The 25,927-nt window shown below is 69.2% G+C and carries 23 protein-coding genes; 6 read left to right on the plus strand and 17 right to left on the minus strand.

The genetic code is table 11. The features are described 5' to 3' along the window. Window positions 1-20 precede the first annotated feature (20 nt). Both CDO46_RS05380 and CDO46_RS05385 read right to left on the minus strand, forming a co-directional pair. Window positions 21-1,487: an aldehyde dehydrogenase gene (locus CDO46_RS05380; protein ID WP_087837538.1), complete on the minus strand. Its 1,467-nt coding sequence runs from the start codon at window positions 1,485-1,487 to the stop codon at window positions 21-23. 4 nt (window positions 1,488-1,491) lie between these two features. Then, window positions 1,492-2,748, minus strand: coding sequence for an iron-containing alcohol dehydrogenase (locus tag CDO46_RS05385; RefSeq protein ID WP_087837539.1), 1,257 nt, complete (start codon window positions 2,746-2,748; stop codon window positions 1,492-1,494). A gap of 95 nt (window positions 2,749-2,843) precedes the next feature. Here CDO46_RS05385 and CDO46_RS05390 point away from each other — a divergent pair, with 95 nt between their 5' ends. The 5 genes from CDO46_RS05390 (at window position 2,844) to CDO46_RS05410 (ending at window position 7,509) form a co-directional block, all read left to right on the plus strand. Next, window positions 2,844-3,629 carry an IclR family transcriptional regulator gene (locus CDO46_RS05390; RefSeq protein WP_087837540.1) on the plus strand — a complete coding sequence of 262 codons (786 nt, stop codon included), beginning with the start codon at window positions 2,844-2,846 and terminating at the stop codon, window positions 3,627-3,629. Beyond that, window positions 3,626-4,651, plus strand: coding sequence for a nitronate monooxygenase family protein (locus CDO46_RS05395; protein WP_087837541.1), 1,026 nt, complete (start codon window positions 3,626-3,628; stop codon window positions 4,649-4,651). The genes CDO46_RS05390 and CDO46_RS05395 overlap by 4 nt, the downstream gene beginning before the upstream one ends. A 43-nt stretch (window positions 4,652-4,694) precedes the next feature. Continuing rightward, entirely contained in the window at window positions 4,695-5,900 is a 1,206-nt protein-coding gene (locus CDO46_RS05400; RefSeq protein WP_087837542.1) for an MFS transporter, read from the plus strand. Between the two features lie 105 nt (window positions 5,901-6,005). Beyond that, window positions 6,006-7,097 carry a glycosyltransferase gene (locus tag CDO46_RS05405; protein WP_087837543.1) on the plus strand — a complete coding sequence of 364 codons (1,092 nt, stop codon included), beginning with the start codon at window positions 6,006-6,008 and terminating at the stop codon, window positions 7,095-7,097. A 67-nt stretch (window positions 7,098-7,164) separates the two neighbouring features. Continuing rightward, entirely contained in the window at window positions 7,165-7,509 is a 345-nt protein-coding gene (locus CDO46_RS05410) for a hypothetical protein (RefSeq protein ID WP_087837544.1), read from the plus strand. Between the two features lie 11 nt (window positions 7,510-7,520). Here CDO46_RS05410 and CDO46_RS05415 read toward each other — a convergent pair whose 3' ends face one another. The 14 genes from CDO46_RS05415 to CDO46_RS05480 form a co-directional block, all read right to left on the minus strand. Further along, a complete protein-coding gene (locus CDO46_RS05415) occupies window positions 7,521-8,630 on the minus strand; it encodes a sensor histidine kinase (protein ID WP_176400663.1) in 1,110 nt (369 codons plus the stop codon). An 82-nt stretch (window positions 8,631-8,712) separates the two neighbouring features. Continuing rightward, the gene (locus tag CDO46_RS05420; protein WP_087837546.1) at window positions 8,713-9,729 is read right to left on the minus strand and encodes a UDP-glucuronic acid decarboxylase family protein; all 1,017 of its coding nucleotides are present in this window, start codon (window positions 9,727-9,729) and stop codon (window positions 8,713-8,715) included. Then, the gene (locus tag CDO46_RS05425; protein ID WP_087837547.1) at window positions 9,726-10,727 is read right to left on the minus strand and encodes a glycosyltransferase family 4 protein; all 1,002 of its coding nucleotides are present in this window, start codon (window positions 10,725-10,727) and stop codon (window positions 9,726-9,728) included. The genes CDO46_RS05420 and CDO46_RS05425 overlap by 4 nt, the downstream gene beginning before the upstream one ends. Beyond that, the gene (locus CDO46_RS05430) at window positions 10,720-11,805 is read right to left on the minus strand and encodes a glycosyltransferase family 9 protein (RefSeq protein ID WP_087837548.1); all 1,086 of its coding nucleotides are present in this window, start codon (window positions 11,803-11,805) and stop codon (window positions 10,720-10,722) included. The genes CDO46_RS05425 and CDO46_RS05430 overlap by 8 nt, the downstream gene beginning before the upstream one ends. Continuing rightward, complete coding sequence (locus CDO46_RS05435; protein WP_254914556.1) at window positions 11,802-12,791, minus strand: glycosyltransferase family 2 protein; 990 nt, start codon at window positions 12,789-12,791, stop codon at window positions 11,802-11,804. Before CDO46_RS05435 ends, CDO46_RS05430 begins: the two co-directional genes overlap by 4 nt. Continuing rightward, entirely contained in the window at window positions 12,788-14,527 is a 1,740-nt protein-coding gene (locus CDO46_RS05440) for a carbamoyltransferase C-terminal domain-containing protein (protein WP_087837550.1), read from the minus strand. The genes CDO46_RS05435 and CDO46_RS05440 overlap by 4 nt, the downstream gene beginning before the upstream one ends. A gap of 22 nt (window positions 14,528-14,549) precedes the next feature. After that, window positions 14,550-15,695, minus strand: a complete 1,146-nt coding sequence (locus tag CDO46_RS05445; RefSeq protein ID WP_087837551.1) for a glycosyltransferase family 9 protein — start codon at window positions 15,693-15,695, stop codon at window positions 14,550-14,552. Then, window positions 15,692-16,273 carry an HAD-IIIA family hydrolase gene (locus CDO46_RS05450; RefSeq protein WP_087837552.1) on the minus strand — a complete coding sequence of 194 codons (582 nt, stop codon included), beginning with the start codon at window positions 16,271-16,273 and terminating at the stop codon, window positions 15,692-15,694. The genes CDO46_RS05445 and CDO46_RS05450 overlap by 4 nt, the downstream gene beginning before the upstream one ends. Next, window positions 16,264-16,995, minus strand: a complete 732-nt coding sequence (locus CDO46_RS05455; protein WP_087837553.1) for an SDR family oxidoreductase — start codon at window positions 16,993-16,995, stop codon at window positions 16,264-16,266. Before CDO46_RS05455 ends, CDO46_RS05450 begins: the two co-directional genes overlap by 10 nt. A gap of 16 nt (window positions 16,996-17,011) precedes the next feature. Then, a complete protein-coding gene (locus tag CDO46_RS05460; protein ID WP_087837660.1) occupies window positions 17,012-18,304 on the minus strand; it encodes a glycosyltransferase in 1,293 nt (430 codons plus the stop codon). Between the two features lie 146 nt (window positions 18,305-18,450). After that, window positions 18,451-18,969: a hypothetical protein gene (locus CDO46_RS05465; RefSeq protein WP_087837554.1), complete on the minus strand. Its 519-nt coding sequence runs from the start codon at window positions 18,967-18,969 to the stop codon at window positions 18,451-18,453. A 36-nt stretch (window positions 18,970-19,005) separates the two neighbouring features. After that, window positions 19,006-21,726 (minus strand): ATP-binding cassette domain-containing protein, encoded by a 2,721-nt coding sequence (locus tag CDO46_RS05470; protein WP_087837555.1) that lies wholly within the window; start codon window positions 21,724-21,726, stop codon window positions 19,006-19,008. Between the two features lie 81 nt (window positions 21,727-21,807). Next, window positions 21,808-22,737, minus strand: a complete 930-nt coding sequence (locus CDO46_RS05475) for a glycosyltransferase family 2 protein (protein ID WP_087837556.1) — start codon at window positions 22,735-22,737, stop codon at window positions 21,808-21,810. Beyond that, on the minus strand, window positions 22,724-23,401 hold the full coding sequence (locus CDO46_RS05480) for a PIG-L deacetylase family protein (protein WP_165963021.1): 678 nt from the start codon (window positions 23,399-23,401) through the stop codon (window positions 22,724-22,726). The genes CDO46_RS05475 and CDO46_RS05480 overlap by 14 nt, the downstream gene beginning before the upstream one ends. Before the next feature lie 111 nt (window positions 23,402-23,512). Between CDO46_RS05480 and CDO46_RS05485 the strand changes: the two genes are divergently transcribed. After that, window positions 23,513-24,880: a UDP-glucose/GDP-mannose dehydrogenase family protein gene (locus CDO46_RS05485; protein WP_087837557.1), complete on the plus strand. Its 1,368-nt coding sequence runs from the start codon at window positions 23,513-23,515 to the stop codon at window positions 24,878-24,880. 22 nt (window positions 24,881-24,902) lie between these two features. Here CDO46_RS05485 and CDO46_RS05490 read toward each other — a convergent pair whose 3' ends face one another. Further along, on the minus strand, window positions 24,903-25,781 hold the full coding sequence (locus tag CDO46_RS05490) for a manganese catalase family protein (protein ID WP_087837558.1): 879 nt from the start codon (window positions 25,779-25,781) through the stop codon (window positions 24,903-24,905). Window positions 25,782-25,927 lie beyond the last annotated feature (146 nt).

A 25,927-nucleotide genomic window follows, 5' to 3' on the forward strand; every position in this document is an offset into this window, starting at 1 on the left:
TGGGGCGCCGCGGGCAGCCCTCATAGCGAGGTGTCGTATTTCACGTTCTTGAGCTGGGTGTTCTCCAGGATGGCCTCCAGCCCCCGCTCCTTGCCGATGCCCGAGTGCTTGTAGCCGCCGAAGGGCGCGTCCACCGACGTCCTCACGCCGGTATTGACGGCCACGCTGCCGGATTCCAGGCGCCGGGCCATGCGCAGGGCGCGCCCACCGTCGCGGGTGAACACGACCGCGGCCAGTCCATAGCGCGTGTCGTTGGCGATGCGCAGCGCCTGCGCCTCGTCCTTGAAGCCGATCAGCGACTGGACGGGACCGAAGATCTCTTCCTGCGACGTTCTCATGCCGTTGTCGGCCGTGGTCAGCAGCGTGGGCGGGACGTAGAAGCCGCGCGCCGTCTCCGGGCGGCTGGCCGGATCCGGGTAGGACCGTGGCGTGGCGCCTTCCTGCCGGGCGATGTCGAGGTAGGCACGCACGCGTTCGGCCTGGGCGCGGCTGACCAGCGGCCCCATCTGGGTCTGCGGGTCGGCCGGATCGCCCATCCGGATCGCGGCCAGGCGGGTTTCCAGTCTTGCCTGGAAGGCTTCGCGGATGCCGTCCTGCACCAGCAGCCGCGTGCAGGCGATGCAGACCTGGCCCGAATTCTTGACGATGTCGCCCACCGCCACGTCCACCGCCGCATCCAGCGCGGCGTCGTCGAACACGATCAGCGGCGACTTGCCGCCCAGCTCCAGCGTGACGCGCTTGACGTCGGCGGCGGCCGCGGCCTGGATCGCGGCGCCGGTGGCGGTGTCTCCGGTGAACGAGACGCGCGCGACGCCCGGATGCCGCACCAGCGCTTCGCCCACGCTGGCGCCGGAGCCGTTGACGACGTTCACCACGCCATCCGGAAAGCCTGCCTCGGCGAACAGCGCCGCCAGCGCCAGGGTGGAGAGCGGCGTGATCTCCGAGGGCTTGATCACCACCGTGTTGCCCGCCGCCAGCGCCGGCGCCAGCTTGTGCAGCGTCAGCGTCATGGGGTAGTTCCATGGCATGACCAGCGCGCACACGCCCAGCGGCTCGCGCAGCGTGAAATTCAACACGCTGGCGTGGTTGAGCATGGGAATGGTGTCGCCTCGTACCGCCGGGATGATGCCGGCGAAATAGTCCAGCGAGGCCGGCATGGCGGACAGCGATTCGCGCGAATGGGTGATGGGCTTGCCGACGTTGCGGGTCTCGATCCAGGCGAGCTTCTCCACTTCGCGCTCGAACAGCGCCGCAAGCCGGCGCAGCAGCCGGGCCCGTTCGCGCGGCGTCGTATCGCGCCAGTGTTCGTCGTAGGCGCGGCGTGCCGCGCGGACCGCCGTGTCCACGTCGCGCGCGGTGGCGGCGTGGACCTGTGCCAGGACGTCGCCCGTGGCGGGATCGTAGGTGGGGAACAGGGCGCCTTCGCCGCCGGCCTGCCAGCGGCCGTCGATCAGCATGCGATAGGGTTGGTCGTCGATGGGGTTCATGTCGCTACGGGGCGGGAAGGATGACGGTGGATGGGGCGGCTTGGCTGCGCGCGGCGATGTCCAGGTAGAGGCCGGCGATGTCGTCGCGGTCGAGGGCGCGCGGGTTGAGCCGGGTCGATGGGCTGAGCAGGGCCTGGTCGGCCAGCGCCAGGGCGTCGTCGCGTGTCAGCGCCAGCGGCGGCAGGCGGTCGGGCAGCCCGCCCAGGGCGCGCATGCGGCGTATCGCGTCCAGCAGGCGGCCGGCGGCCTGCGCGTCGTCTTCATCGGGGCCGGCCAGGCCGCAACGGCGCGCCGCACGGGCGTAGCTGGCGGCGGCTTTCCGGGCGGTGTGGTCCGCGATGGGATCGAAGATGGCGGCCAGGACTTCGGCATGGGCCATGTCCACCCGGCCTTCGAGCGGCGTGCACAATCCATGCACGGCATCCACGCGCTTCATTCCTATCGCGACGCCGGCCAGGTAGCTGGCCATCAGCATGGCGGCACGCGCGTCGGCATCGTCGGGCGTGGCCAGGACGCGCGGATAGGCATGAAGCGCCCGGACCAGGGATTCGGCGGCCAGGGCCGCGCCCACCGGAGCGTCGCAGTCGTTGACCAGGGCCCCCATGGCATGCAGCAGCGCGTCGAAGCCGCCGGCGGCCGTGGCCGCGCGCGGCAGCCCCAGCGTCAGTTCCGGGGCCAGGACCACGGCTCCCGGACGGCTGCGCGCGCTGCGGAACATCAGTTTGCGGCCGTGCTCGTCCTTGACGAGCGCGGCGGTGCTGCTTTCGCTGCCGGTGCCGGCGGTGGTGGGCACGGCCAGGAAGAGCGGGTCGTCGGCCTGCGGGGCGCCAGCCATCCAGGCATTGCCGGGGGCCAGCAGGTCGGCGGGGTCGGCCTGGCCGCCGAACACGGTGGCGTAGGCCACCTTGGCGGTGTCGATCGCGCTGCCGCCGCCGATCGCTACCAGCGCGTCGCACCGGTCCGCGCGGATCGCGGCCGCCGCGGCGCGGACCTCGTCCAGCGACGGATTGGGGCGCACGCCGTCGTACACGGCGGCGATGCGGCAGCCGGCCCGGTCCGCCGCGCGTTGCAGCGCCGGTGATGCCAGCGGCCAGACCCGCGGGTCGGCGATGACCGCCACGCGCCGCGCGCGGCGCAGGACCTGGGCCGCGAAGGGCCACGCCGCCTGGCCATGGCCGCAATGCCCGGGCCACAGGACGACTCGCTCCAGATCGGCAAGCACGGCGGCATCGCCAATGGCGGGCGCACTTGCGTTTGACATGCGTCTCCTTTATAATTTGCACAGCGAATTAGTAATTCGCTAAACGGATTCAGATTAACGTCCAAGCTTTCCGTCCGTCAATCCCTGGAGGCTGCATGGCCGACGCTCCCGCTCGCTCCGAACCCGAAGACCGCCAGTTCGTCGTGGCGCTGGCACGCGGGCTGGAGATCCTGCGCTGCTTCGACGCGGAACACCGCCAGCTCGGCACGACCGAGATCGCCGCCCGCACCGGGTTGCCCCAACCCACGGTGTGGCGGCTCGCCCATACCTTGCAGAAACTCGGCTACCTGGTCATGGAGTCCGGCGCGGACAAGCTGCGCCTGGGGCCCGCGGCCGTGGCGCTGGGGGGCGCCGCGCTGGCAGGCCAGGAGTCGCTGGACATCGCGCGGCCGCGCATGCAGGAATTGGCCGATCGCTACCAGGCGGCCGTCGCGCTGGGGCGGCGGGACGGCGACAGCATCGTGTACCTGGCGCGCTGCCAGGGCGACTCGCCGCTGCTGATGAACCTGCGGGTGGGGTCGCGCATCCCCCTGTACCGCAGCGCGATCGGCTGGGCCTACCTGGCCTCGGGAGCCGGCGGCGAACGAGACCTGGCGCTGGCCGAGGCGGGCGCGCCCGGGCCCGAGGCCCTGCAGGCGTTCCAGGACGCCGTGGACCTGTACGACGAGCGCGGTTTCGTCATCCATTGCCGGCCGCAGCATCACGTCAACACCGTCGCCACCGCCATCGTGGTACAGGGCAACGACCGCTATGCCATCAGTTGCGGCGGCCCGGCGTCGGCCCTGCCGGTGGAAGCCATCCTGGACGAAATCGGGCCCGCGCTGGTCAAGCTCGCGGCCGAACTGCAACCCATCTTCCTGCTCGGCAGGCGCTACGCATGAACTCCGCATCCGCTGCCCAGGCTCCGGCCATCGATACGCCCATCACTCGCCTCTTCGGCATCCGCTATCCCGTGCTGCTGGGCGGGATGATGTGGCTGTCGGACGCCTCGCTGGTGGCCGCGGCCGTCAATGCGGGAGCCATGGGCTTCATCACGTCCCGCTCCTCGGCCGACGTCGGCGCCTTCCGGGAACAACTCCAGAAATGCCGCGCGCTGACGGCGGGCAAGGCCTATGGCGTGAATCTCACGCTGTCGCGGCGCCAGGGCGCCAACGACATCGTGTCCGACATGCTGCGCGTCGCCCTGGACGAAGGCGTGCGCCATTTCGAGACCGCCGGCCTGCCGCCTTCCCCGCTGCTGCCCGCGCTGCGCGAGGCGGGCGCCGTGGTCGTGCACAAATGCGCCCACATCCGCCACGCCGTCGCGGCCGAACGCATGGGGGTCGACGCGGTCACCCTGGTTGGCATGGAAGAAGGCGGGCATCCCGGCTCCAACCCGTTGCCGACCTTCGTCAACGGCGCCTTCGCGCTGGACCGCCTGTCGATCCCGCTCGCGCTGGGAGGAGGCATCGGCCACGGCAGGCAGATCGCCGCCGCGCTGGCCATGGGGGCGGCGGGCGTGGTCATGGGCAGCCGCTTCACCACGGCGGCAGAGACACCGGCGCATCCGGCCTACAAGCAGCGCGTGGTCGAGGCGGACGAACACTGCTCGCGCACCGTGCTGTCCACGTTGGGCGATACCTGGCGCGTCCTGGACAACGAAAACGCGCGCCGCGTGGCGCGGTTGGAAAACGAAGGGGCCCGCAGCTACGAAGCCTTCGGCGAATGGATACGCGGCCATCGCGCACGTGACTACGCCTATGCCCAGGGCCTGCACGAGGAAGGCATGCTGTCGCTGGGGCCGGCCGCCGGCTTCTCGCGGGTGGTCGAGCCCTTCGCGCAGACGCTGCAGGCGCTCATGCTGCAGTGCCGGGAAGCCCTGCTGGGCGCCGGCAGGCTGGCGGGCGGGGGCGAAGCGCCGTGAGCTAACATCCTGGGACGTCCCGCCCACTCACGCCGCCCCTCCCATGCTGCAGCTCGAACGCGTATTTCCCGCATTGTCCGAACCCACGATGCGGCGCTACCTGATGGGGCAGGGGGTGTCGGTGCTGGGCAGCTGGACCCAGAACGTGACGCTCAACCTGGTCGTCTACCATCTGTCGGGCTCGGCCGCCGTGCTCGCCCTGCTCAATTTCCTGCTGTACGGACCGCAGCTGGTGATCGCGCCGCTGGCGGGGGCGCGGGTCAACGCGGGCAACGCGCGCCGGTCTACGCTGAGCGTGCTCTATTCCTCGATGACCGTCGCCTGCGTCCTCGCGGTGCTGTCGATGCTGCACTGGCTGACCTTGCCCATCATCCTGGCCCTGGCGCTGTGCGCCGGCGTGCTGAACGCAATCGAGACCCCATCGCGCCAGGTCCTGCTGCTGACCGGCCTGGAGGATCCGGCGCTGCTGCCCAACGCCATCGCCATGAACACCATGGTCTACAACGTGGGGCGCATGGTCGGGCCGAGCATGGCCGCCATCATCTATCCCACGTTCGGCCAGGCGGCGGCCTTCCTGACCTATGCCGCCGCGCTAGTGTTCATGGCCTGGTGCGTGCGATCGATGCCGCGCCGCGCGACGGCGGCGGCATCGCCCTCGCACGACCGGGGAGGGCTGCGCAATGCACTGGTCTACGTGCTGGACGACCGCTTCACCGCCAAGTACCTGTCCATCCTGGCCTGCATGGGCCTGCTGGCAGGCAGCTACCAGACGCTCGTGCCGCTGCTGGCGGACCGGGTCTTCCACGACGCCGCCCGCTACACCGGCGTGTTCTTCGCCTGCGCGGGCATGGGGGCGCTGGCCGCCGCGGTCGTCCTGTCCTCGTCCATCGCGTCGCGCACCGCCAGTCTGCTGCGGTTCGCCCCCTGGATCGCGTGCGCGGCGCTGGCCCTGTTGTCCACGAGCTGGAGCAGCGTCGTCAGTGGAGCCGCCTTCGTGCTGCTGGGCTTCTGCCTGAGCTTCTCGGCCACCTCCACCAACGCGACCATCCAGCGGCGCTGCCCGGAGTCCGTCCGCGGCGCCCTGGTCGGCCTCTACGGCATGGCCTACAACGGCACCATGCCTTTCGGCTATCTGCTCGTGGGGTCGTTCTCGGAGGCCTTCACGGTGACCGGGGCGTTCGGCACCATGGCCGTGGTACTGGCTGCGTGCATCGGTTTCTTGACGCTGCTGTACTGGCGCAAGACCTGAAGGGAAAGCGCCGATCAGAGGGAGGATTCGCACGCTGGAGCATCGACTCCCGCCCGCCATGGCCGGTAGAATGGACTGCGCTTCGAGCAAGGTTCGTTTTTCTCCATGCGCGTGCTCCATATTTGCAGAGTCTATTTTCCCGATGGATGCGGCGTTGCCGAGCGTTCCGTCCACGGCATCGCTTCCAAGGGCGGCGCCCACGGGATCGACAGCCGCGTGTTGACCGTGTCGGCGCGTGGGGGCTGCGACGAGGCCGATCTGTCCGGATATCGCATCAAGCGCTATCCCGCATGGCGCAGTGGCGTTTCTCCCTCTTTCATCGCCAGGTTCCGCGGCGAGGCTGCGTGGGCCGACCTGCTGCACTTCCACTTTCCATGGCCATGCGCCCAATGGGCCTACCTGCTGGGCCGCGTGGCGGTGCCGGCCCTGGCGACGGTCCATGCCGATGCGGCGGGCGGCGGATTCCTGGCCCGGTCCGCGCGAGACGGTTTCCTGCACCGCATGCGGCGCATCATCGTGACTTCGCCGAATTACCTGGCGGGCAGTGCGGTCCTGCGCGGGCTGCAGCAGCGGACGGAAGTGGTGCCCACGGGCGTCGAGGATGTTCCTGCGCGCGATCCCGAGGCCGTGTGGCGCTGGCGGCAACGCATCGGCCAGCGCTTCTTCGTGTTCCTGGGGGGCTTGCGCGACTACAAGGGCCTGCATCACCTGCTGGACGCCATGGAAGGGCGCGATTACCCCCTGGCCGTCGCCGGAGACGGGCCCGAGCGGTCCTCGCTCGACGCCCATGCCCGGGCGGCAGGGCTGCGCAACATACGTTTCCTGGGACCGCTGGACGACGAGGACAAGCACGATCTGCTGGCCGCGGCATACGGCTTCGTCCTGCCGTCCTGTCGCCGCGACGAAGTCTACGGGCTGGCGCTGGTCGAGGCATCTGTCCATGGGTTGCCCATGATCTCCTGCGAAGTCGGAACGGGCACGAGCTACATCAACCTGAACGAGGAAACCGGCCTGGTCGTCCCTCCTGGCGATGCCCGTGCACTGGGAGCCGCGCTGGATCGATTCTGGCTGGAGCCCGGGCAGGTCCGGGCCTGGGGCGGCGCCGCCCGCCGGCGCTACGTGGAGCGGTTCACCGACGAGGCGATGGTTGCGCGACATGCCGCATGCTACGGCGAGATACTGGGGCAAGCCGCCTGACGCAGCGGGCGTCCGGGCGGCGGGCACGCGCATTGCTGATCGATGCAGTGATTCCAAGGAGACCACCATGCCCATCGACTCCAGGCGCGGCCAGCCCCCATCGTCCGCGCATCGCCCCGGCGGCCCCTCCGCCCCCGCCAACCTGCCCGAAGCCGCGGTGGACGAGACCGGCAATGAAGATCCGGGTGCCGAATTGACCGAACTGCCGGATCACGAACAGCAGGAACAGGCCGGCACCCCGCCGCGCGAGCGGGATGGGCAAGCCGGGCGCGAACGCACCATCGGCAATCATCCCGTGGATCCGAACAGCATGCCCTCGCGCATCGGACTGCCGGTGGGCGTCGATCGGGAGACCGCCGCCGACCCGGGAAACCAGACGCCAGACGCCCCGGAGACGGACAACCGGAGCTGAGCAACGCCGTGTCAGTCCGGGGACGGATCGTCGGGCAGCCATAAGGTGAAGGTGGTGCCCGATTCGGACGAGGCGACGGTCAGCGTGCCCCGGTGTGCCACCGCGATCTGCCGGGCGATGTACAGGCCGAGCCCCAGCCCCGTACGGCGTCGCTCGGTGCCGGGACGCTGTCCTCGCATCAGCGGGTCGAAGATCTGGTGCCGCATGTGAGGCGGGATCGGCGCTCCCTCGTTATGGACTTCGGCGATCACGCAGCCCTCGTCGCGGCGCACCCGCAGCGCGACCGGGCGGCCGGCGTAGCCATGCTGGACCGCGTTGCCCAGCAGGTTGGCCAGCAGCTGGGCGAGGCGATTGGCGTCCCAGCGGCCGGCAAGCCGTCCGTGGCATTCCAGCAGAAAAGTCTGCTCGGGATGGATGGCCCGGATCTCGTCCAGGGCGCGCGTGCAGATGTCTTCCAGGTTGGCGTTCGAGAGCGCCAGCGGCAGCGGACTGCCCAGGCGGGTACGGGTAAAGTCCAGCAGGTCGTCGATCATGCGCTGCATGCGCGAGCCGCTGTGTCCGATGCGCGTGGCGGCTTCCCGGCACCGGCCGGGCAGTTCGTCGGCGAGCATGAGCGCCTGCGCGGACATGGCGATGGCGCCCAGCGGCGTCCGCAAGTCGTGGGCGAGAATGCCGACGAACAGATCGCGCGCCCGCTCGAGGCCCGCTGAATAGCGGGAGATCGATTCCTTCAGCGCCTGGTCCAGCGCCTGGTTGAAGCGAACCAGGTCGTCGTGGGCTTGGGCGTCCATTTCACCGTTTTCGCGCGCCCATCGTTCCAGGATGTTGGCACGCAACGCGCAGAACTCCGACACCATCTCGGTCAGGGTAAAGCCGGCCCGCAGCCGGTTGCGGGCATGGACGTGCGCCAGGCGGGTGGCGCCGGACGGCCGGTGTCCGGCGGAGGGCTCGTGGGGCTGGGCCCGCAGGTCCGCGGCAAGCTGCCGCAGCAGCGACCGGGCCGACGTCTGCAAGGCGTGCTCGGATACGGCCGTTCGCCGCAGGTCCAGTTGCCGGGCGAACGCGCGCCAGTCGCTTAGAAGCAGGTCCAGGTTCGCGTCGATGAAGTCGGCCAGTCTCATAGCCCCTCCCGGCATATATGGCCACGCGTGGGACAGCGCTGCACGGCAGGGCGCCAGCATGTCTGCCGGCAGATTGTAGATCCTAGGGCGGACTGGCGGCCGCATGAGCAAAGCTGGTTACAACGTTGGCGGCGGGAGCGGGTGCATGCTGGAAGAAATGCTCCCGGAAATAGTCCAGGGTGCGGCGCAGTCCTTCTTCCAGGGGCGTAGCCGGCTCCCATCCCAGCATGCGGCGGGCGAGATCGATGTCGGGGCAGCGCCTGACCGGATCGTCCTGGGGCAGCGGCCGCAGTTCGATGTCCGAAGCCGAGCCGGCCAGGCCGCGGATCGTGCGCGCGATATCGAGCACCGTGGTTTCGTGGGTGTTGCCCAGATTGACCGGCCCGTGGAAATCATCGGGGCTGTTCATCAGGCGCACCAGGCCGTCGATCAGGTCGTCCACGTAGCAGAATGACCGTGTCTGCCCGCCGTCGCCATAGACGGTCATGGGCTCGCCTGCAAGCGCCTGCATGATGAGATTGGATACCACGCGTCCATCGTCGGGCCGCATGCGGGGACCGTAGGTATTGAAGATGCGGGCGATCTTGACCTGCAGTCCATACTGGCGCTGGTAATCGGCGAACAGTGTCTCCGCGCATCGCTTGCCTTCGTCGTAGCAGGCGCGTATCCCGTTGGGGTTGACGTGGCCCCAATAGTCCTCGCGCTGGGGATGGCGGTCGGGGTCGCCGTACACCTCGCTGGTCGACGCCTGCAGGATGCGGGCGTTCAGCCTCCGGGCCAGGCCCAGCATGTTGATGGAGCCGTGCACGCAAGTCTTGGTGGTCTGCACGGGGTCGTGCTGGTAGTGCACCGGCGAGGCCGGGCAGGCGAGGTTGTAGATCTCGTCGGCCTCGATGTAGAGCGGGAAGGTGATGTCGTGGCGCAGCAGCTCGAACGAGGGGTGGCCGATCAGGTGCGCGATGTTGGCCTTGGTGCCGGTATAGAAATTGTCGACGCACAGGACTTCGTGCCCGGCCTCGATCAGGCGGGTGCACAGGTGCGATCCCAGGAAGCCGGCGCCTCCGGTGACGACGACGCGGCGTGGCAGGCGCGGGTTCATGATGACATCTCCTCGGGTTGGTCGACGTGCTCGGCGGCCGTGCGGGTCGCTTGTGCGAAGACGTCCATCCAGTCGCGCACGAAGCGGTCGATGCCGAAGCGCTGCAAGGCGCGCAGGCGCGCCTCCTGGCCCCAGGCGCGCGCCAGTTCGGGATCGGCCAGCAGCTCGTGCATGACATCGGCCAGGCAGTCCAGGCGCGTGTCCACGTAGCCGTTGACGCCGTTCTCGATCACCGTGCTCATCTCCGTGGTGGCCAGGCCGACGACGGGAACGCCGGCCATCATGGCTTCCACCACCGCCAGGCCCAGGCTGGTATAGCGTATGGGATTGAAGAAGAACCGATAGCGGGCCATGAGCGCCGGCAGCTCCAGGTTGGGCACTTCGCCCAGGCCGCCCAGCGACTGCGCATCCATGCCGGCCAGGTCCAGCGGAACGCGCGCACGCAGGGCATCGAAGACATCGGCCCCCAGGCGACGGCCGCGCCGTTTCAGGTGGTTCACGACGACGATCCCGCGCGGCGTCGTGCCCTGGTACTCGACGTCGGGCGGAAGCCGCACGCCATGCTCGACCACCCGCATGGGAGTGCAGCCGCTATCCCACATCAGGGCATTGAACGGCGTGACGTGCACCAGGGTTCCGCGCGGCTCCTGGAACCAGTGCACCGTGTTGGTCGGATGCAGCTGCGGCGGGTCGTGCTCCAGATAGATCTGGGGCAACTGGCGCTGCGCGGCCGACAGCAGTTGCTCCCTGTCCTCCAGGTAGGCCTGCTTGGACTGGTAGAGCACGCAGTCGAAGCGCATGTCGCGCACCTTGTCCGCGGAAACCTCGTGGACGTTGCGGCCCCAGGGCAGTCCGGGGCCCAGCGGCGCGTAGCCGGGGCCGCCCTCGGGGCGGATGACGACATGGAATTCGTGCGGCACCTGTGTCAGGTAGTAAAGATAGTTGCCGTGTACGTGCCAGGTCAGGATGCGCAGTGGCCGCGCGAGGGTTTCAGGCATGAGTGGGCTCCTTGCAAAGCATGCGTTCGGCCTGGAGGATCACGTCCGAGGCCTTGACTCCGAGCGCGCACGGGTGGCCGATCGGACAGTCGGGGAAGGCGCAGGGCCGGCAGGCGACGTGGTGCCAGAGCACCACGTGCCGCGAGCGGTCGGCCGGCGCCCAGCGATGTACGTCGCTGCCGCTGGCGATCACCACGCTGGGCGTGCGCATCGCCGCCGCCACATGGGAGACGCCGGTATCGTTGCAGACCAGCAGGCGGCTGCGTTCGAGCATCGCCGCCAGCGTGCCCAGGCCCGTGCGGCCGGTCAGGTCGCGCAGCGGCTCGCTGGCCAGCCGGGCCACCTGGCGCGTCAGGGGGCGTTCTTCGTCGGTTCCCGTCAACGCCACGTCGAAGCCTGTCCGGGCGATCGCGGAGGCCACGGCGGCATAGCGTTCGGCCGGCCAACGGCGCGACGACAGGCGGGCGCCGGGGTGGACGAGCACCGTGCGGCCCGGCCTGAGTCCTTCCTGCCCGGCCAGCATGGCGGCCGAATCGCGGTCTTCGTCCGTCAACGGGAACTCCAGCGTGGCGTCGGGGCAGGGAATGTCCAGGAACCGCATCAGCGCCAGATAGCGTTCGACTTCGGGCAGGTGGTCGGGCCAGGCCAGCCACCAGGCGTCGCGTTCGGAATCGCGCGCCTGTCCGGGCTGGAAGCCGGCGATGCGCGCCGCTCCCAGGCGGCGAACGATATCGTTGGTCAAGCGGCCGCTGCCGTGCAATTGCAGGGCGACGTCGAAGCGCTGCGCCCGGGCCCAGTCGAAGAAGGCAGGCAACGCCTCCTCGCGGAACGGCTGTTCCGGCATTCCTTCCATTCCCGGAAAGGGGGCCAGTTCATCGACATAGTTGGCGAAGCGTTGCTGGAACGCCTTTGCGCCGGCCAGGCCGATCAGGGTGATGCGGGCCCGGGGAAAGCGCGCGCGCAAGGCCCGCAACGCCGGCACGGTGCACAGCATGTCGCCCAGTTGCAGCGCGCGGAACACGGCGATGCGGCCGGGTTCGGGCTGCCACAGCGGATGGGAGCCGGGTACGCGCGTCATAGGAACCTCGCCTTGAAATGCCAGGCCCCGCGCAATCTCCAGAATAGCGAAAGCGGGGGAATGAGCACCGACGTGACCAGCATCTCGATCACGTGCGACGGCGCGAGCGACGCGCCGCGCAGCCGCGCGATGCAGAAATGCAGCGTCAGGGCCGACCAGATCGCCAGTCCGCCCCACGCGAGCCAGGCGAGACCGGCCGCCGCGCCCGTGACGGTGGCCAGTGCGCCGGCGACGATGGCGAAGTAATTCCAGGGCGGCCGGCGGCGTATGCGGGAGCGGTAGAGCGACGGATGTTTCTTGTAGAGAAGGGCATCGAAGAACACCTTGCGCTGCTGGCCCACGCTGATGCCGATGGGAGCGGGCCTGACGGGATGCAGGACGATGGCGTCCTCGGCCCTGGCGATGCGATGCCCGCGCGCCAGCAACATGAATTGCAGGTCGGAGTCCTCCCGCCAGGCCAGCGTGAACCGTTCGTCGAAGCCGCCGACGGCGACGAGCGCGCGCTTGCGCACCAGGCAGTTGGCCGTGGCGAATTCCGCCCGTTCCAGTCCTCCCGTATCTCGTTCGTGATCGCGCGGCCTGTCCGGCAGCGGTACGCGTATCCGGCCCACCACGGCATCGACCCCGTCCGTCATCGCATCCAGGCCATGGCGCAGCCAGGACGGGGTGGGAATCGTGTCGTCGTCGGTGAAGGCCACGACCGCCGCACGCGCCTGTTCCCAACCCCGGTTGCGCGCGCCCGACGGCCCCTGCGTGCCTTCCGCCTCGAGATAGCGCACGGTCAGTCCACGTGGGGCGTGTTCCCGCGCGAGCGTCTCCACCACGCGCCGGGTGTGGCGATCGGGCCCATCGTCGACCACCAGTATCTCGAAGCGGCGGGGATCGATGTCCTGCCACGTCAGCGCCCGCAGGCAGCGTTGCAGCATGTCGGGCCGGCGATACGTCGGCACGACCACCGACACCAACAAGTCCGAAATGCCGTTCATGCCGCTTTCTCCAGCAGGAAGGAGCCGATGGCCAGGGCATCGAGCGGGGAAGTCCAGAAGCATTCGATCGCATCGCGCGGCGAGCACACGACCGGTTCCCCGCGGGTATTGAAGGAGGTGTTCACCAGCACGGGCACCCCCGTGCGCCGCTCGAACGCCGCGATCAGGTCGTAGTACGCGGGATGCTGTTCGCGCCGCACCGTCTGCACCCGGGCGGTTCCGTCGGTGTGGCGCACGGCCGGGATGCGGTCGGCCTTGTCCGCCAGCAGGTCGAAGACGAACAGCATGAAGGGCGCGACGATGGGGCCCGGGCGGGACGTGGCGAACCATTCTCGCGCGCGTTCTTCCATGACGACCGGCGCCACCGGGCGGAAATCCTCGCGGTCCTTGATCTCGTTGAGCCGGGATTGCATGTCCGGGGAGATGGGCGAGGCCAGGATGGACCGGGCGCCCAGGGCCCGGGGACCGAATTCCATGCGGCCCTGGAACCACCCTATGATCTTGTCCTGGGCCAGCAGCTCCGCGGTGGCCTCGGCGATGTCCGCCGGCTTGCGGTAGGGCAGCTTCGAGCGTTGCAGGAACGCCTCGATCTCGTCATCGTCGAACGCCGGCCCGAGGAAGGCATGATCCATGGTCCAGCTGCGGCCTTGTCCCGGGCGCTGCTGGCTGTCCACCCATAGCGCGGCGCCCAGGGACGTGCCGGAATCACCCGCGGCGGGTTGCACCCAGACCTCGCGAAAGGGACCGCGTTCGCGCAGGCGCGCGTTCATGACGCAGTTCAGCGCCACGCCGCCGGCCATGCAGAGATTGGGCGAGCCCGTCTCGCGATGCAGCCACCGTGCCATGCGCTCGACCGTCTGTTCCAGCGCGAACTGCAGCGACCGGGCCAGATCGTAGTGGTGCTGCTCCAGGGGGCCGCCGCGCAGTCGCGCCGGACCGAAGCGCTGCGCCAGCGACAGCGGCGATACCGTATAGCCGCCATCGTCGCCCACGCGCATGACCTCCTCGAAGAAATCCGCATGGCGCGGTTGGCCGAAGGAAGCCAGCGCCATCACCTTGTATTCGTCGGAAGAATGCAGGAATCCGAGATGGCGGGTGACTTCCTCGTAGAGCAGGCCCAGCGAGTGGGGAAGATCGATCTGCTTGATCCGGCGGTAGCTGCCGTCGACGTAGTGCCCGTAGCTGGTGGTTGCGCGCTCGCCCCGGCCGTCCATCGTCAGGACCGCGGTATCGTCGAAGGGAGCGGCCAGGAAGGCGCTGGCCTCGTGCGCCAGGTGGTGCTCGACGAAGTGCCAGCGGCGCTGGATGTCGCCGGACGTGGCTCCGCGAAAGCGTTCCTGCAGGTGATGCGGGGCGCCGTCGGCCAGTTGCCGCGGCGCGTTGACCACGTAGGACAGGAACAGGGGGTCCCAAGGAGAACTCGTGGCCGTGGGGCTGCCGCTGCGCGAGGGCTCCAGCGGCAGGGTGATGTGGCCGTCCGCGGCCTGCTCCTGCAGCAGCAGGGACGGGTCGTACGAGTAGGCGAAGTGGTCGACCTGGTGGATGTCGATGCCCGCCTGCGCCAGGCAGTAGTCGATGGCGTGGAAGGGCAGTTGCCATGTCGTGAACGGCAGCGGGCGCTTGCCATGCTTGACGCGGGAGAACCGCTCCTCTTCCGCCGCCGCCAGCACCACGCCGTCGCGGACCAGCGTGGCGGAACAGTCGTGGTAGACCGCGTTGATTCCCAGTGTGTACATGGACGGACTCCTTGAAAGGTGTTCAGGCGGCCTGTGTGGCGGCGGGGGAGTGACGCCGCCACGCCAGCAGTTCGTGCGCTGCCTGGACGACGGCCGCGGGGTCGACGCCCGTCAGGCAGGCGTGATGGCCTTCCGGGCAGACGCTGCGGTAGCAGTACTTGCACGGCACGTCGCGATTCAGCAGCCGATGCTCGACCCCCCAGGGCGCGTGCTGGGGATTGGTCAGCGCATACAGGTCGGCCACCGGCGTGCCGACGGCCGCGGCCAGGTGCACGGGTCCGCTGTTGTTCGATACCAGTACCGCCGCGTCGGCCAATAGCGCGCCCAGTTCCCCCAGGCCCAGCTCGCCCGACATGTCGGTCGCGCGTCCGCCCGCCAGGACGTTGACGTGCCCGGCCAGCGGCCGTTCGCCGGCATCCCCGGTCAAGACGACGGGAGCGGCGGCGGACAATTCGCGGACGACCTGCGCGAACAACTCGGGCGGATAGCGCCGCGAGGGCGCGCTGGCGCCCGGATGGACCACGATGCACGAGGCCACGTCGGCGATGCCGCGCGCGGCAAGCTTTCCCCGCATGGTCTCGCGGTCGGCCGGCCGCACGGCGAACTCCAGTCCTTCGGCGGCCGGGCGCACGCCGATCGATGCCACCAGATCGAGTTGCCGGCGGGTTTCATGGCGCCCGCCGTCCATGGGGGCGTCGTCCTTGACCCACTGCGTGACCAGCCGGTAGGGGTTCTCGCGCGCGTGGGCCAGGATGCGAGGGATGCCGGCCAGCCTGCACATCAGGGCCGCGGGCAGCGCGCTCTGGCTATAGACCGTGAAGATCACCGCCGCATCGAAGTTCCCGGCGCGCAATCGTTCGATCATCGCCAGGTCGGGGGCGGGGTTGGCGGTGCGCAGGTTCTTCACCCAGGGCGCGTCGTAGGCGATCGCCGCATCCACGCTGGGCAGGTAGGGGGCCAGGCGCGCGCCCGCCGGCGAGCACAGCAGCGTGATGCGCCGGCCGGCCGTGGCGCCCTTCAGGGCACGTACCGCCGGTGTGGTCATCAGCACGTCGCCCAGGTTGTCCAGCCGGACACACAGGACGTTCGCCGCCCGGTCCCAGTCCGCGCGGGCCGTGTCCTCGTCCAGGCGCTGCGCGACGTCGTCGCCATGAATGGCCGCGTTCATGCCACCTCCCTGGCGCGCAGCGCCACCGCCACGATGGCCGCGGCCTGTTCGAATCCGTCCACGATGTAGTCGGGCTCGCGGAACGGGCCGCGCACCCATTCGGTCTCGTGGCCGTTGTTCAGCAGCACGGTGCGGCAGCCGGCGCGCCGGCCGGCCTCCACGTCGTCCAGGATGTCGCCGATGAACCAGGAGCGTTCCAGGTCCAGGTCCAGGTCGCGCGCGGCCTGGCGCAGCAGTCCGGGCTGGGGCTTGCGGCAGGTGCAGGGCAGGGCGTAGGGGCGGCGCACCCCGCGTGCCAGGTGGGGGCAGTAATAGAATCCGTGCAGCCTCGCATGGGCGTTCTCGAACATGCGGGCGAGCTGGAGATGCACGCCGATCAGCGCCTCTTCCTCGAACAGTCCCAGCGCGACGCCCGGCTGGTTGGTGATGACGACCATCGGGGCGCCCGTGCTTCCCAGGCGGCGCAGCCCCGCTTCCACGCCTTCATCCAGCCGCATCCGCGCGGGATCGACGTTGTAGGCGTCGTTCACCAGCAGCGTGCCGTCCTTGTCCAGGAATACCGCCGGTTTCAAGGCCATGACGTTTCTCGCATCGGCAGTACCATCACCTCCGGTATGACGGTTTCATCGGGTTGCAGCAGGACGAAGCGCACGGTGCGCGCCACGTTGGCCGGATCCTGGAGCGTGCCCGCGTCGATGTCGGGAAAGCGGTCCAGCAGGAAAGGCGTGCGCATGCCGCCGGCGACCACCGCCGAGACCTTGATGCCCTGGGGGCGAAGCTCGGCGTGCAGCGCATGCGACAGGCCCAGCAGGCCCCATTTGGTGGCGTGGTACACGGCGGCGTTGGGCCAGGCGCGCTTGGACGCCGTCGAGGCGATATTGACGATATGGCCATGCCCGCGTTCCTTCATGTGGGCGCACGCGTGCCGGGACACCAGGAAGGGGCCGGTCAGGTTGGTGCGCAGGATGCGCTCCCAGTCCGCCAATCCCAGCTCGTCTATGGGGACGGTCAGGTCGATCGCGGCATTGTTGACCACGGCATCCAGGTGGCCGAAGCGCGAAATCGCGCGATCGATGGCCGCCCGCACGTCGCTTTCGTTGCCCACGTCGAAACCGATCGCGTCGGTGTGCGCGCCGATGCGCCGGGCCATCGCATGGGCCTTGCCCTCGTCGATGTCGCCGATCAGCACATGGGCTCCGTCGGCGGCGAGTTCCTGGCATATCGCCGCGCCCAGCCCCTGGCCGCCGCCTGTCACCAGTACCGTCCTGCCCGCCATGTTCGTAGGTGTCCGGGATGTCATGCATTTCTCCTTGAAGTCATTTGGCGGCCAGCGCGGGCTCGGCCATGGGTTCCCGCCGCATGCGGCGGGACGCGGTCGGCGCCTGGGTCAGGCCGGCGTAGGCGCGCAGCATGTCGCGGGCAACGAAGGTCCAGGTGAACATCTTCTGTGCGCGCCGCAGGCCATTGCGCCCCAATCGCCTGGCGGTCTGTTCGTGCCGCGCCAGAAAGGCCAGGCGTTCGGCCAGCGCCTCGGGGTCGCGGGGCGGGACGAGATAGCCGGTCTTGCCATCGATGACGGTCGACCGTATGCCGCCCACCGCGGCGCCCACCACCGGCCGCGCGCAGGCCATGGCCTCGACCGGCGTGATGCCGAAGGGCTCGTACCAGGGCGTGGTGACGAACACGTCGCAGGCTCCGTAGAACATCGACAGGCGGTCGCGGTCGCACCTTCCGCAGAAGTGCACCGCCTCGCTCACGCCTTCCTCGTCCGCGATGCCGCGTAGCCGTCCCAGTTCGGGCGTGGCCAGGTCGTCGGGCCGCACCGCGTCGCCTCCCACCACGCGCAGGACGGCGTCCACGCCATGGCGGCGGCGCAGGATGGCAAGTGCGCGGATGACGTTGTCCACGCCCTTGCGCGGCACCATGCGGCCGAGCTGGAGCAGCGTGAACCGTCCCGGCTCCCATCCCAGGGCCATGCGCGCGGCGGTCCGGTCCATGGGGGCGAGCTCGGTGGCGTCGAAGCCGCAGGGAATGATGTCTATCTTCGCCGGGTCGGCGGCATAGTGCTCGACCAGGTCTTCCAGGTCCTGCGGGCATTCGGCGATCAGCTTCTCGGCCCGGCGCACGAGCTCGAGCTCGATGGCATAGCGTTCCGCGGGAAACTGGTCGGCACTGCCCTGATGCTTGCGGCGCACGCGGTCCAGCGCATGGAAGGTCATGACCAGCGGCACGCCGAATTCCCGCGTGACCGGCAGGGCCGCCAGCCCGGACATGAAGAAATTGGCGTGGACGACGTCGTAGATTGGCCAGTTGTTGCGGAAGTAGTGAAGCAGGAACTCCGAGAAGTGCCCCATGTATGGCAGCAGCGCTTCCTTGGGGATCGGGCGCGCCGGTCCGGCGGGAACATGGATGACCCGCACGCCGGGCTGCCAGGCCAGCGTGCGGGGGAGCGAGGGATCGTCCTGGCGGGTGAATACGTCGACCCGGTTGCCCTGGGCCGCGAGTTCGCGCGCCAGGTGGGCGACATAGATGTTCTGGCCGCCGCTGTCCACGCTGCCGGGAGGAGCCAGCGGGGAAGCATGTTCACTGACGAGGGCGATGGTGCGCATGGTGATGTCCCTTTCGTTGATCAGCACAACTACAGGGGCAGCCATGGCATCTTCCGTTCCCGGCCCGAGAAGCGGCTCCAGTGCCCATGGGGCTCCCGGCTTCACCAGTAAGGTCTACACAAGCGTGAACTTCTTGCCGGGTTTGCCTACAGGACCAGTCCTCGGGACTCCGACAGCGCGCGGCCCTTGACGATCGCCCGCAGGCAGGCCGCGACCGTCATCGCGAAGGCTTCGTCGTACCAAGGGTTGACGCCGCTGGACGCGACCACGTAGCCGTCCAGGCACGCGGTGCCCCACAGCGTGGAGTCGTTCTTCTGCAACAGGTGCGGATAGGCGGTCTGCACGAGATGGCTTTCGAGTCCCGTGCGCCAGCTGATCCGGGCCTTGCCGCGCGCGAAGGCGGCATAGTCGGCGTCCCACTGCTCCGGGTCGCCCACCGCGTGCTCGTAGAGGATGGCTTCTTCGAACTGGTCGCGATCGGGACAACTGGCCGGGTCCATGATGACGAGATAAAGAAAGCCGCTGTCGCCGACGTGGGGATCGCGCATCGCGGCTTCGATCATCGGCATCGCCATGCGGACGGCCTGCGCCGCGGCCTGCCTGTCCGCGTAGAAGCTCGGCGCGGACACCGTGGGGGCCGAGGCCAGGAAGGGATTGCCGTTCATGGGGATACTCCTCTGTCGTGGGAATGTCGGACAAGCTCAGGCGGCCGGGCCGGGCGGGGGAGCGGGCCGGGCGTGGTCGCGCGCCAGCGTGGCGACCGTGGCGGCCAGTTCGTCGGGGTTCACGGGCTTGGCCAGGTGAACCTGGAATCCCGCCAGCAGCGCGCGCATGCGGTCCATGGGTTGGGTGCGCCCCGTCAACGCGACGGCCGGCATGAGGTCCGGCAGCGAGATCGAGCGCCGGGATTCGAGGGCCCGGATCTCCTGCAGGACCTGGTGGCCGTCCTCGTCGCCCAGCGACAGGTCGCACAACAGTACGTCCGGCCATTGTTCCGAAGGGGTGCGTTCCAGGTACGACAGGGCGGCGCGGCCGGAGTCCATGGGCAGGACCTTCGCGCGGTAGGTCTCCAGCACGGCGCCGATCTGATCCAGCACCTCGGCCTGGTCATCGACCGCCATCACTGTGATGCCGTCCAGCAAGACCTCGCCCGCCTTGCCGTGCGCGGGGGGCGTTTCCTCGGCGACTGCGCGCAGGGGCAGGCTGAGCACCCGCGTCTCGCCCCGGCCGGTGCGGACGGCGTGCGTCGTGAGCTTGCCGCCCTGGCCCTCGACCACCGCCCGGATGTGCATGGGGTCGAAGACCGCCGAGCCGTCCGGCGGCAAGGGCGGCGGCGCGGCGCCGTGCTCCAGTGCGACGATGGCCTCGTCATCGCGCCCGTCGGTGATGGACAACTGCGCGTTGCCGTCCGTCGTATCCAGCCGCAGTTCCATGCGGCCGCCAGGGGGGCTGACGGCGATGGCGTTCATGCAAAGCTCGGACACGACTTGCTGCAAGGTGCTGGGGTCGCCGGTGACCCGATAGGGATGGGATCCCATGAAGGTGTAGAGCTCGATGGCGCGTTCCTCGATCAGCGGACGCAGGCCGTCCAGCACGCTGGCGACCAGCGCCACCATGTTGACGGGCTGCCTGCTGAGCTGGCGGCTGGTGCGTTCCAGCTCGCTCTGTTTGAGTTGCAGGTTCCACATCTGGGCATACATGCCCTGGCCGGCCAGCAGGGCTTCGTGCGTACCCCGCTCGACGATGCGGCCCTGGTCCAGCACCAGGATCTCGTCGGCATCGACCACGGTGGACAGCCGGTGGGCGATGATGAGCGTGGTCCGGTCGCGCGAGAGCTGCGCGAGCTCGGTCTGGATGGCGCGTTCGGCCATGGTGTCCAGCGCCGAGGTCGCCTCGTCGAAGATGAGAATGGGAGGATTCTTCAGGATCGCGCGGGCGATCGCGATGCGCTGGCGCTCGCCGCCGGACAGCTTCACGCCGCGTTCGCCCACCATCGTGTCGTACTGGGCGGGCAGGGCATTGATGAACTCGTGGATGCGCGCGGCCCGCGCCGCTTCGATGATTTCCGCCATCGAGGCGCCGGGCCGTCCGTAGGCGATGTTGTAGGCCACGGTCTCGTTGAACAGCGCGGTGTCCTGCGGCACCATGCCGATATGGGCGCGCAGGCTCTTCTGGTCGACGCCGGCCAGGTCCTGATCGTCGATGGTGATCCGGCCGGTGTCGGGTTCGTAGAAGCGGAACAGCAGTCGCGCCAGCGTCGATTTCCCCGAGCCGCTGCCGCCCACCACGGCCACCGTCGCGCCGGGCGGGATCCGGAAGTCCACGTTCCAGAGTATCTGCCGGCCGGGCTCGTAGCTGAAATCGACCGATTCGAACCGTACCTCGCCCCGCTTGAAATCCAGCGGCGGCAACTGGCGCGCCTCGTCCGCTTCGGGCGGCGTGTCCAGCAGCGCGAACAGGCGTTCCGCGTTGATGATGGCGTCCTTGGACTGGCGGAACACCATGCCCAGCGTATTGAGCGGCAGGCTGATCTGGATGATGTAGGCATTCACCAGAACCAGGCTGCCCACGGTCATGTGGTCCAGGACCACCTCGCGGCCGGCCAGCAGCATGACCGAGGCCACGCCCATCGCGATGATGGCGCTCTGGCCGACGTGCAGCACGGACAGGGCGTGCTGGTTGGCCACGCCCGCCTGGCGCCATCGTTCCAGCAGCTTGCGAAAACGCACCAGCTCGTAGCGTTCGTTGGTGTAGAACTTGACGGTTTCGTAGTTCAGCAGGGTATCGACCAGGCGTCCGCTGGTGGCCGAATCCGCAACGTTCATCTCCCGCTGCAGCGCGGCCCGGCGTTCGGTCAGCGCGAAGGTGAAGATGCCGTAGCCCAGCAACGCCAGCACCACGATGACGGTGAACCAGATGTCGTAGCCGATGGACAGGACGACCGCGACCACGCCGATCTCGAACAGGGTCGGCACGACGGTGAACAGCGTGGTGCCGAGCAGGAACGTGATTCCCGCCGAGCCGCGGTCCACGTCGCGCGCCAGCGATCCTGTCTGGCGTGCGATGTGGAAGCGCGGCCCCAGGCGGTGCAGATGCGCGAACGTGCGCTCGTTGAACTCGGCCACCACCTGGTGCAGCACCGGCGAAAACACCACGTCTCGCAGTTCGTTGAACAGGGTGCCCAGGAAGCGCAGCAGCGCATAGGCCAGCAGCAGGAAGACGGGCAGCACCAGGGGATGGGTGGGCTGGCTCAATTCGTCCACGACGCTCTTGAGCACCATGGGAACCGCGACCATGACCAGCTTGGCCAGGATGAGCAGGGCAAGCGCCGTGAGCACCCGCCGTCGCGCCGCCCATATGGGCGGCCCCAGCGTGCGGGCGAGTTGTTGAACGAGGGGCTTGGCGCTCGGGTCCTGGGCCATGGACGACGGACTCCCGTGGCGGCGCGGTCGCGCCGGAACGCGGCCCACAGCAATATGCATACCCGGGGAATCCGGGTAGCGTCAGCGTTCGCGCGAGGATGGGGCCGAGCGCCGGCCCGGCAGCGGCACGGGGCCCGCGCCGGCCTGCGCATCGTGCGCCAGCGTCCGCCGCATGGCCAGGACTTGCGGCGGAACGACCCGGCGCTGGCCGGGAATCCACAGCAGTCCCCGCAACGCCGACCAGGCAACGCCAAGGCGGGCGGTTCCCCGCAGGCCGCGCAGGATACGCAGGGTTTCACGGCCTGCCTCGGCCAGGGGCAGGCGCAGCCACGCCGTCCAGATCTCGTTGCGGGCCAGCAGTTGCCGCCGCAGCGGAGCGTCGCGCCGGGCAGATGGGTAGTGGCGTGTGAAGATGCGCGGGCAATAGACCATGCGCCAGCCTGCCGCCGCGAAGTCCAGGGCCATCAACGCTTCCTCGGCCCCGATGAAGAAGGCGGGATGATAGCCCCCGGTCTCGAGGAAGGCGCAGGTCCGCATGACGGCGGCACCGGCCAGGAAGCCGAGCAGGGCCTTGCCCGGCATCCCGCGCGACGGCAGCGGACTGCGCGCCATGCGCTCGCATGCGGGATCGGGCCGTCCGTCGTCACCCACCTGTACCTGTGCGCAAAGCACGGCGATGTCCGGATGGCGGTCCAGGATGTCGGCGGCCAGGTCCAGCGAATGAGGCTGCCAGCAGGTGTCGTCGTCGCAGAACGCGACGTAGGGCGTGCGGGCCCACCGTACGCCCAGGTTGCGCCCGGCGGCGCCCAGGTTGCCGCCGGCCTCGATGACGTGCACGCCGGGAAAGGCCGCGCGCAGCGCGTCCGCGCTTCCGTCCCGGCTGCCGTTGTCCACCACGCACCGCCGTACCCTGTCGGGCAGTGCGCTCAGTCCGCCGACCGTGCGCAGCACTTCGTCGCACCTGTCATGAGTCAGTACCACGACGGTGACGCGGGGTTCAGCCGATGTCATGGCGCTCCAGCCTCCAGAGTCGTTCAGGCAGGTCCGTATCCTCGTAGCCGCCTTCGCCGAAGGCGCGCAACTGGCTCGCATAGGCCCTTACGGCGCGCGCCTTGGCGCCTGACGCGGAGGTTGGCGCGATGACCGGCGTGAGCCGCCATCCCGATCGCAGCAGCGAGGCCAGGCGGTCCTGCAGCAGGCCCGGCAGTCGGCGGTACAAGGCGTCCTCGTAGCACAGCCACTCGAGTTCCGGATGCCCCGCATGCAGGCGCAGGCACGCCTCATGGACCACCTGATGATCGGAGTGGAACAGGCCCAGCGGCACGGCCACCATGCCGCCGCGCCGGCGGTCCAGGCAGGGGGCGAGATGCTGCTCGATGTCCTCCGGCCGATAGGCGCCGCCGTACTGCGCGTCCAGCAGGTCCAGCCATACCGGGCTGGCGCCCAGCATCGCCAGCGCCTTGGCGTCCTCGGTCCGGCGCGCCTGCATGGCTGCTTGCGCGCTTGCGAAGCCGCATTGCCGATCCCAGTCGGTCAGCGGGGCGTCCCGGGGCGTTCCGGCGAAAACGGTGACGACCGTGGCCCCGGGTGTCCGCTCGAGCAACGTGCCGCAGCTGAACACGGCATCGTCCAGGTGCGGGGAAACGATGGTCAGGGAAGAGAGTGATGGGCTCATGGCGGCTACCTTGCCACCGGCCGGCGGGAACAGGTGTAACCAGATTGAGGCGTTCGCCGGGGGAATGGAACTTGCTGGATGGGGGTACCGATATCCAAAGGGAGCAAGGCCATGAATCTCGCCGTCATCGGCGCCGGCTATGTGGGACTCGTGACCGGAGCCTGCCTGGCCGACGTGGGCAACCGGGTGCATTGCGTGGATCGCGACGCCGCCCGGCTGCATCTGCTGCGGGGCGGCCACCTGCCCATCTATGAACCCGGGCTGGACACGCTCGTCGCGCGCAATGCGGCGGCGGGCAGGCTGGTGTTCACCGACGACCTGCCGGCTGCCGTGGCGGATGCCGACGCCGTCTTCATCGCGGTGGGTACGCCCTCGAGGGAGGATGGCGCGGCGGACATCGGCCAGGTGTTGCAGGCGGCGGGAGACGTCGCGCGCTCGGCCACGCGCGACCTGCTGGTGGTGGTCAAGTCCACCGTCCCGGTGGGCACGTGCGACCGCGTGCGCGAAGTCGTCGAAGCCGAGCTGGCTCGTCGCGGCGCGCCGTGCGAATTGCGGGTGGCCTCCAATCCGGAGTTCCTGAAGGAAGGCCACGCGGTCGAGGACTTCCAGCGGCCGGACCGCATCGTGATCGGCACGTCCGACGACGATGACGGCGCCTTGCTGCGCGCGCTCTACGCGCCCTACAACCGCAACCACGACCGGCTCATCTGCATGGACATCCGGTCGGCCGAGTTCACCAAGTACGCCTCGAACGCGATGCTGGCGGCCCGGATCTCGCTGATGAACGAACTCGCCTGCCTGGCCGAGAAAGTCGACGCCGACATCGAATCGGTGCGTCGGGGCACCGGCGCGGATCCCCGCATCGGCTACGACTTCCTGTATGCCGGGGCGGGATACGGCGGGTCCTGCCTGCCCAAGGATGTGCGCGCGTTGATACGGCTGGCCGACGAGTATGGCGCGGCGGCCGATATATTGGGCAGCGTGCAGGCGGTCAACCTCCGCCAGCGGACGCTGTTGTACGAAAAACTCGAACGCTTTTTCCGGGGCCGCCTGGCCGGCCGCACCATCGCGGTATGGGGGCTGGCCTTCAAGCCGGCCACCGACGACATCCGAGAGGCGCCCTCCATCGACCTGATCGGACGTCTGTTGCGCGCCGGCGCTTCGGTGCGCGGCTACGACCCCGTGGCCGGTGCGAACGCGCTGCGCGCCCTGGGGCAGGACGGATTCTCCATCGCCGACGATGCCCGCGCCGCGTGCCGCGGCGCCGACGCGCTCGTGGTCATGACCGAATGGCGCGAATTCAAGTCGCCCGATTTCCGCGGCCTTGCCCAGACCCTGCGCGCGCGGGCCGTATTCGACGCCCGCAATCTGTACGATCCTGCCTACGTGAGGTCCTGCGGCCTGCACTACGAGGGCGTGGGGCGGGCCGCCGGCCGCCCCGCGCGGCGGGCGGCGCCCGCCGCGGCCACGGTACGCTAGCGGCCGGGCCGCCGCCCGGGCGTCAGCGCCCGGCTTCCGACCCCAGTTCCGCCCCGGTGGTCGGATCCACTTCCGGATCGGAGGCCGTGCGGGTGGCAAGATCCTCCAGCGCGGCTTGCTCATCCGCGGTCAACGTTACCTGCGGCTGGCCGTCGCCCCCGTCCACCGCGCACTGTTCCTCGCGCTCGGAGACGTAGGTGAAATGGCCGTCGTCGTTCCAGGAGCCGCGCATGTCGCCTTCGCCCTGCGACATATTGAAATACACGTTGGTGAAGTGGGGGTCGCCCGGGAGCTTGCCGGGAGGGAAGTTGGGCGTGATCGCGTACAAGGCCTTCTCGAAGGACTGCTGGTGCGCGACCTCCCGCGTCATGAGGAATTGCAGCGCGTTCTTGACGCCCGGGTCGTCGGTCAGGTTGATCAGGCGCTCGTAGATGATCTTGGCGCGGGCCTCGGCGGCGATGTTCGACCGCAGGTCCGCGGTGGGCTCGCCTATGGAGTCGATGTAGCCGGCATGCCAGGGGGCGCCGCCCGAGTTGATCAGGGCCGGCCCACCGCCGTAGAGAACCTGGGTCAGGTGAGAATCGTTACCCGCTCCGGTGATGGAGCGGTAGAGCTCCGCGGTTTCCTCGGCCGCCTCGGCCAGCTTGCCCTTGGCGCCCTTGTTGAGCATGGCGACGATGGTCCCGATCACCTCGAGATGGCTCAGCTCCTCGGTGGCGATGTCCAGCAGCATGTCCTTGCGGCCGGGATCGTCCTCGGCCAGCCCCTGGGTGAAATAGCGACACGCGGCCGCGAGTTCTCCCTGCGGGCCGCCGAACTGCTCCAGCATCAGGTTGGCCAGGCCCGGGTTGCATTCCGAGACGCGGACGGTGTATTGCAGGCGTTTGTTGTGCGCGAACATGAGGATCTCCTTGAAGGGCGAGCGCTTCGCTCCGCAGGAATCATTCCCATGCCGCCTACCGGGATATCCCTGGTAGGCCGGCCCGCAATACTCCCGCAAAAAATGCTCAATTCCCGGCCCCCGCTGCCGTAAACACGGACACGCCC

The sequence above is a fragment of the Pigmentiphaga sp. NML030171 genome (assembly GCF_002188635.1).
GTDB classification, from domain to species: domain Bacteria; phylum Pseudomonadota; class Gammaproteobacteria; order Burkholderiales; family Burkholderiaceae_B; genus Pigmentiphaga; species Pigmentiphaga daeguensis.

Coding starts and splice junctions, on each gene's coding strand:
- CDO46_RS05380 (WP_087837538.1), bottom strand. CDS start 1,487: ATGAACCCCATCGACGACCAACCCTATCGCATGCTGATCGACGGCCGC.
- CDO46_RS05385 (WP_087837539.1), bottom strand. CDS start 2,748: ATGTCAAACGCAAGTGCGCCCGCCATTGGCGATGCCGCCGTGCTTGCC.
- CDO46_RS05390 (WP_087837540.1), top strand. CDS start 2,844: ATGGCCGACGCTCCCGCTCGCTCCGAACCCGAAGACCGCCAGTTCGTC.
- CDO46_RS05395 (WP_087837541.1), top strand. CDS start 3,626: ATGAACTCCGCATCCGCTGCCCAGGCTCCGGCCATCGATACGCCCATC.
- CDO46_RS05400 (WP_087837542.1), top strand. CDS start 4,695: ATGCTGCAGCTCGAACGCGTATTTCCCGCATTGTCCGAACCCACGATG.
- CDO46_RS05405 (WP_087837543.1), top strand. CDS start 6,006: ATGCGCGTGCTCCATATTTGCAGAGTCTATTTTCCCGATGGATGCGGC.
- CDO46_RS05410 (WP_087837544.1), top strand. CDS start 7,165: ATGCCCATCGACTCCAGGCGCGGCCAGCCCCCATCGTCCGCGCATCGC.
- CDO46_RS05415 (WP_176400663.1), bottom strand. CDS start 8,630: ATGAGACTGGCCGACTTCATCGACGCGAACCTGGACCTGCTTCTAAGC.
- CDO46_RS05420 (WP_087837546.1), bottom strand. CDS start 9,729: ATGAACCCGCGCCTGCCACGCCGCGTCGTCGTCACCGGAGGCGCCGGC.
- CDO46_RS05425 (WP_087837547.1), bottom strand. CDS start 10,727: ATGCCTGAAACCCTCGCGCGGCCACTGCGCATCCTGACCTGGCACGTA.
- CDO46_RS05430 (WP_087837548.1), bottom strand. CDS start 11,805: ATGACGCGCGTACCCGGCTCCCATCCGCTGTGGCAGCCCGAACCCGGC.
- CDO46_RS05435 (WP_254914556.1), bottom strand. CDS start 12,791: ATGAACGGCATTTCGGACTTGTTGGTGTCGGTGGTCGTGCCGACGTAT.
- CDO46_RS05440 (WP_087837550.1), bottom strand. CDS start 14,527: ATGTACACACTGGGAATCAACGCGGTCTACCACGACTGTTCCGCCACG.
- CDO46_RS05445 (WP_087837551.1), bottom strand. CDS start 15,695: ATGAACGCGGCCATTCATGGCGACGACGTCGCGCAGCGCCTGGACGAG.
- CDO46_RS05450 (WP_087837552.1), bottom strand. CDS start 16,273: ATGGCCTTGAAACCGGCGGTATTCCTGGACAAGGACGGCACGCTGCTG.
- CDO46_RS05455 (WP_087837553.1), bottom strand. CDS start 16,995: ATGACATCCCGGACACCTACGAACATGGCGGGCAGGACGGTACTGGTG.
- CDO46_RS05460 (WP_087837660.1), bottom strand. CDS start 18,304: ATGCGCACCATCGCCCTCGTCAGTGAACATGCTTCCCCGCTGGCTCCT.
- CDO46_RS05465 (WP_087837554.1), bottom strand. CDS start 18,969: ATGAACGGCAATCCCTTCCTGGCCTCGGCCCCCACGGTGTCCGCGCCG.
- CDO46_RS05470 (WP_087837555.1), bottom strand. CDS start 21,726: ATGGCCCAGGACCCGAGCGCCAAGCCCCTCGTTCAACAACTCGCCCGC.
- CDO46_RS05475 (WP_087837556.1), bottom strand. CDS start 22,737: ATGACATCGGCTGAACCCCGCGTCACCGTCGTGGTACTGACTCATGAC.
- CDO46_RS05480 (WP_165963021.1), bottom strand. CDS start 23,401: ATGAGCCCATCACTCTCTTCCCTGACCATCGTTTCCCCGCACCTGGAC.
- CDO46_RS05485 (WP_087837557.1), top strand. CDS start 23,513: ATGAATCTCGCCGTCATCGGCGCCGGCTATGTGGGACTCGTGACCGGA.
- CDO46_RS05490 (WP_087837558.1), bottom strand. CDS start 25,781: ATGTTCGCGCACAACAAACGCCTGCAATACACCGTCCGCGTCTCGGAA.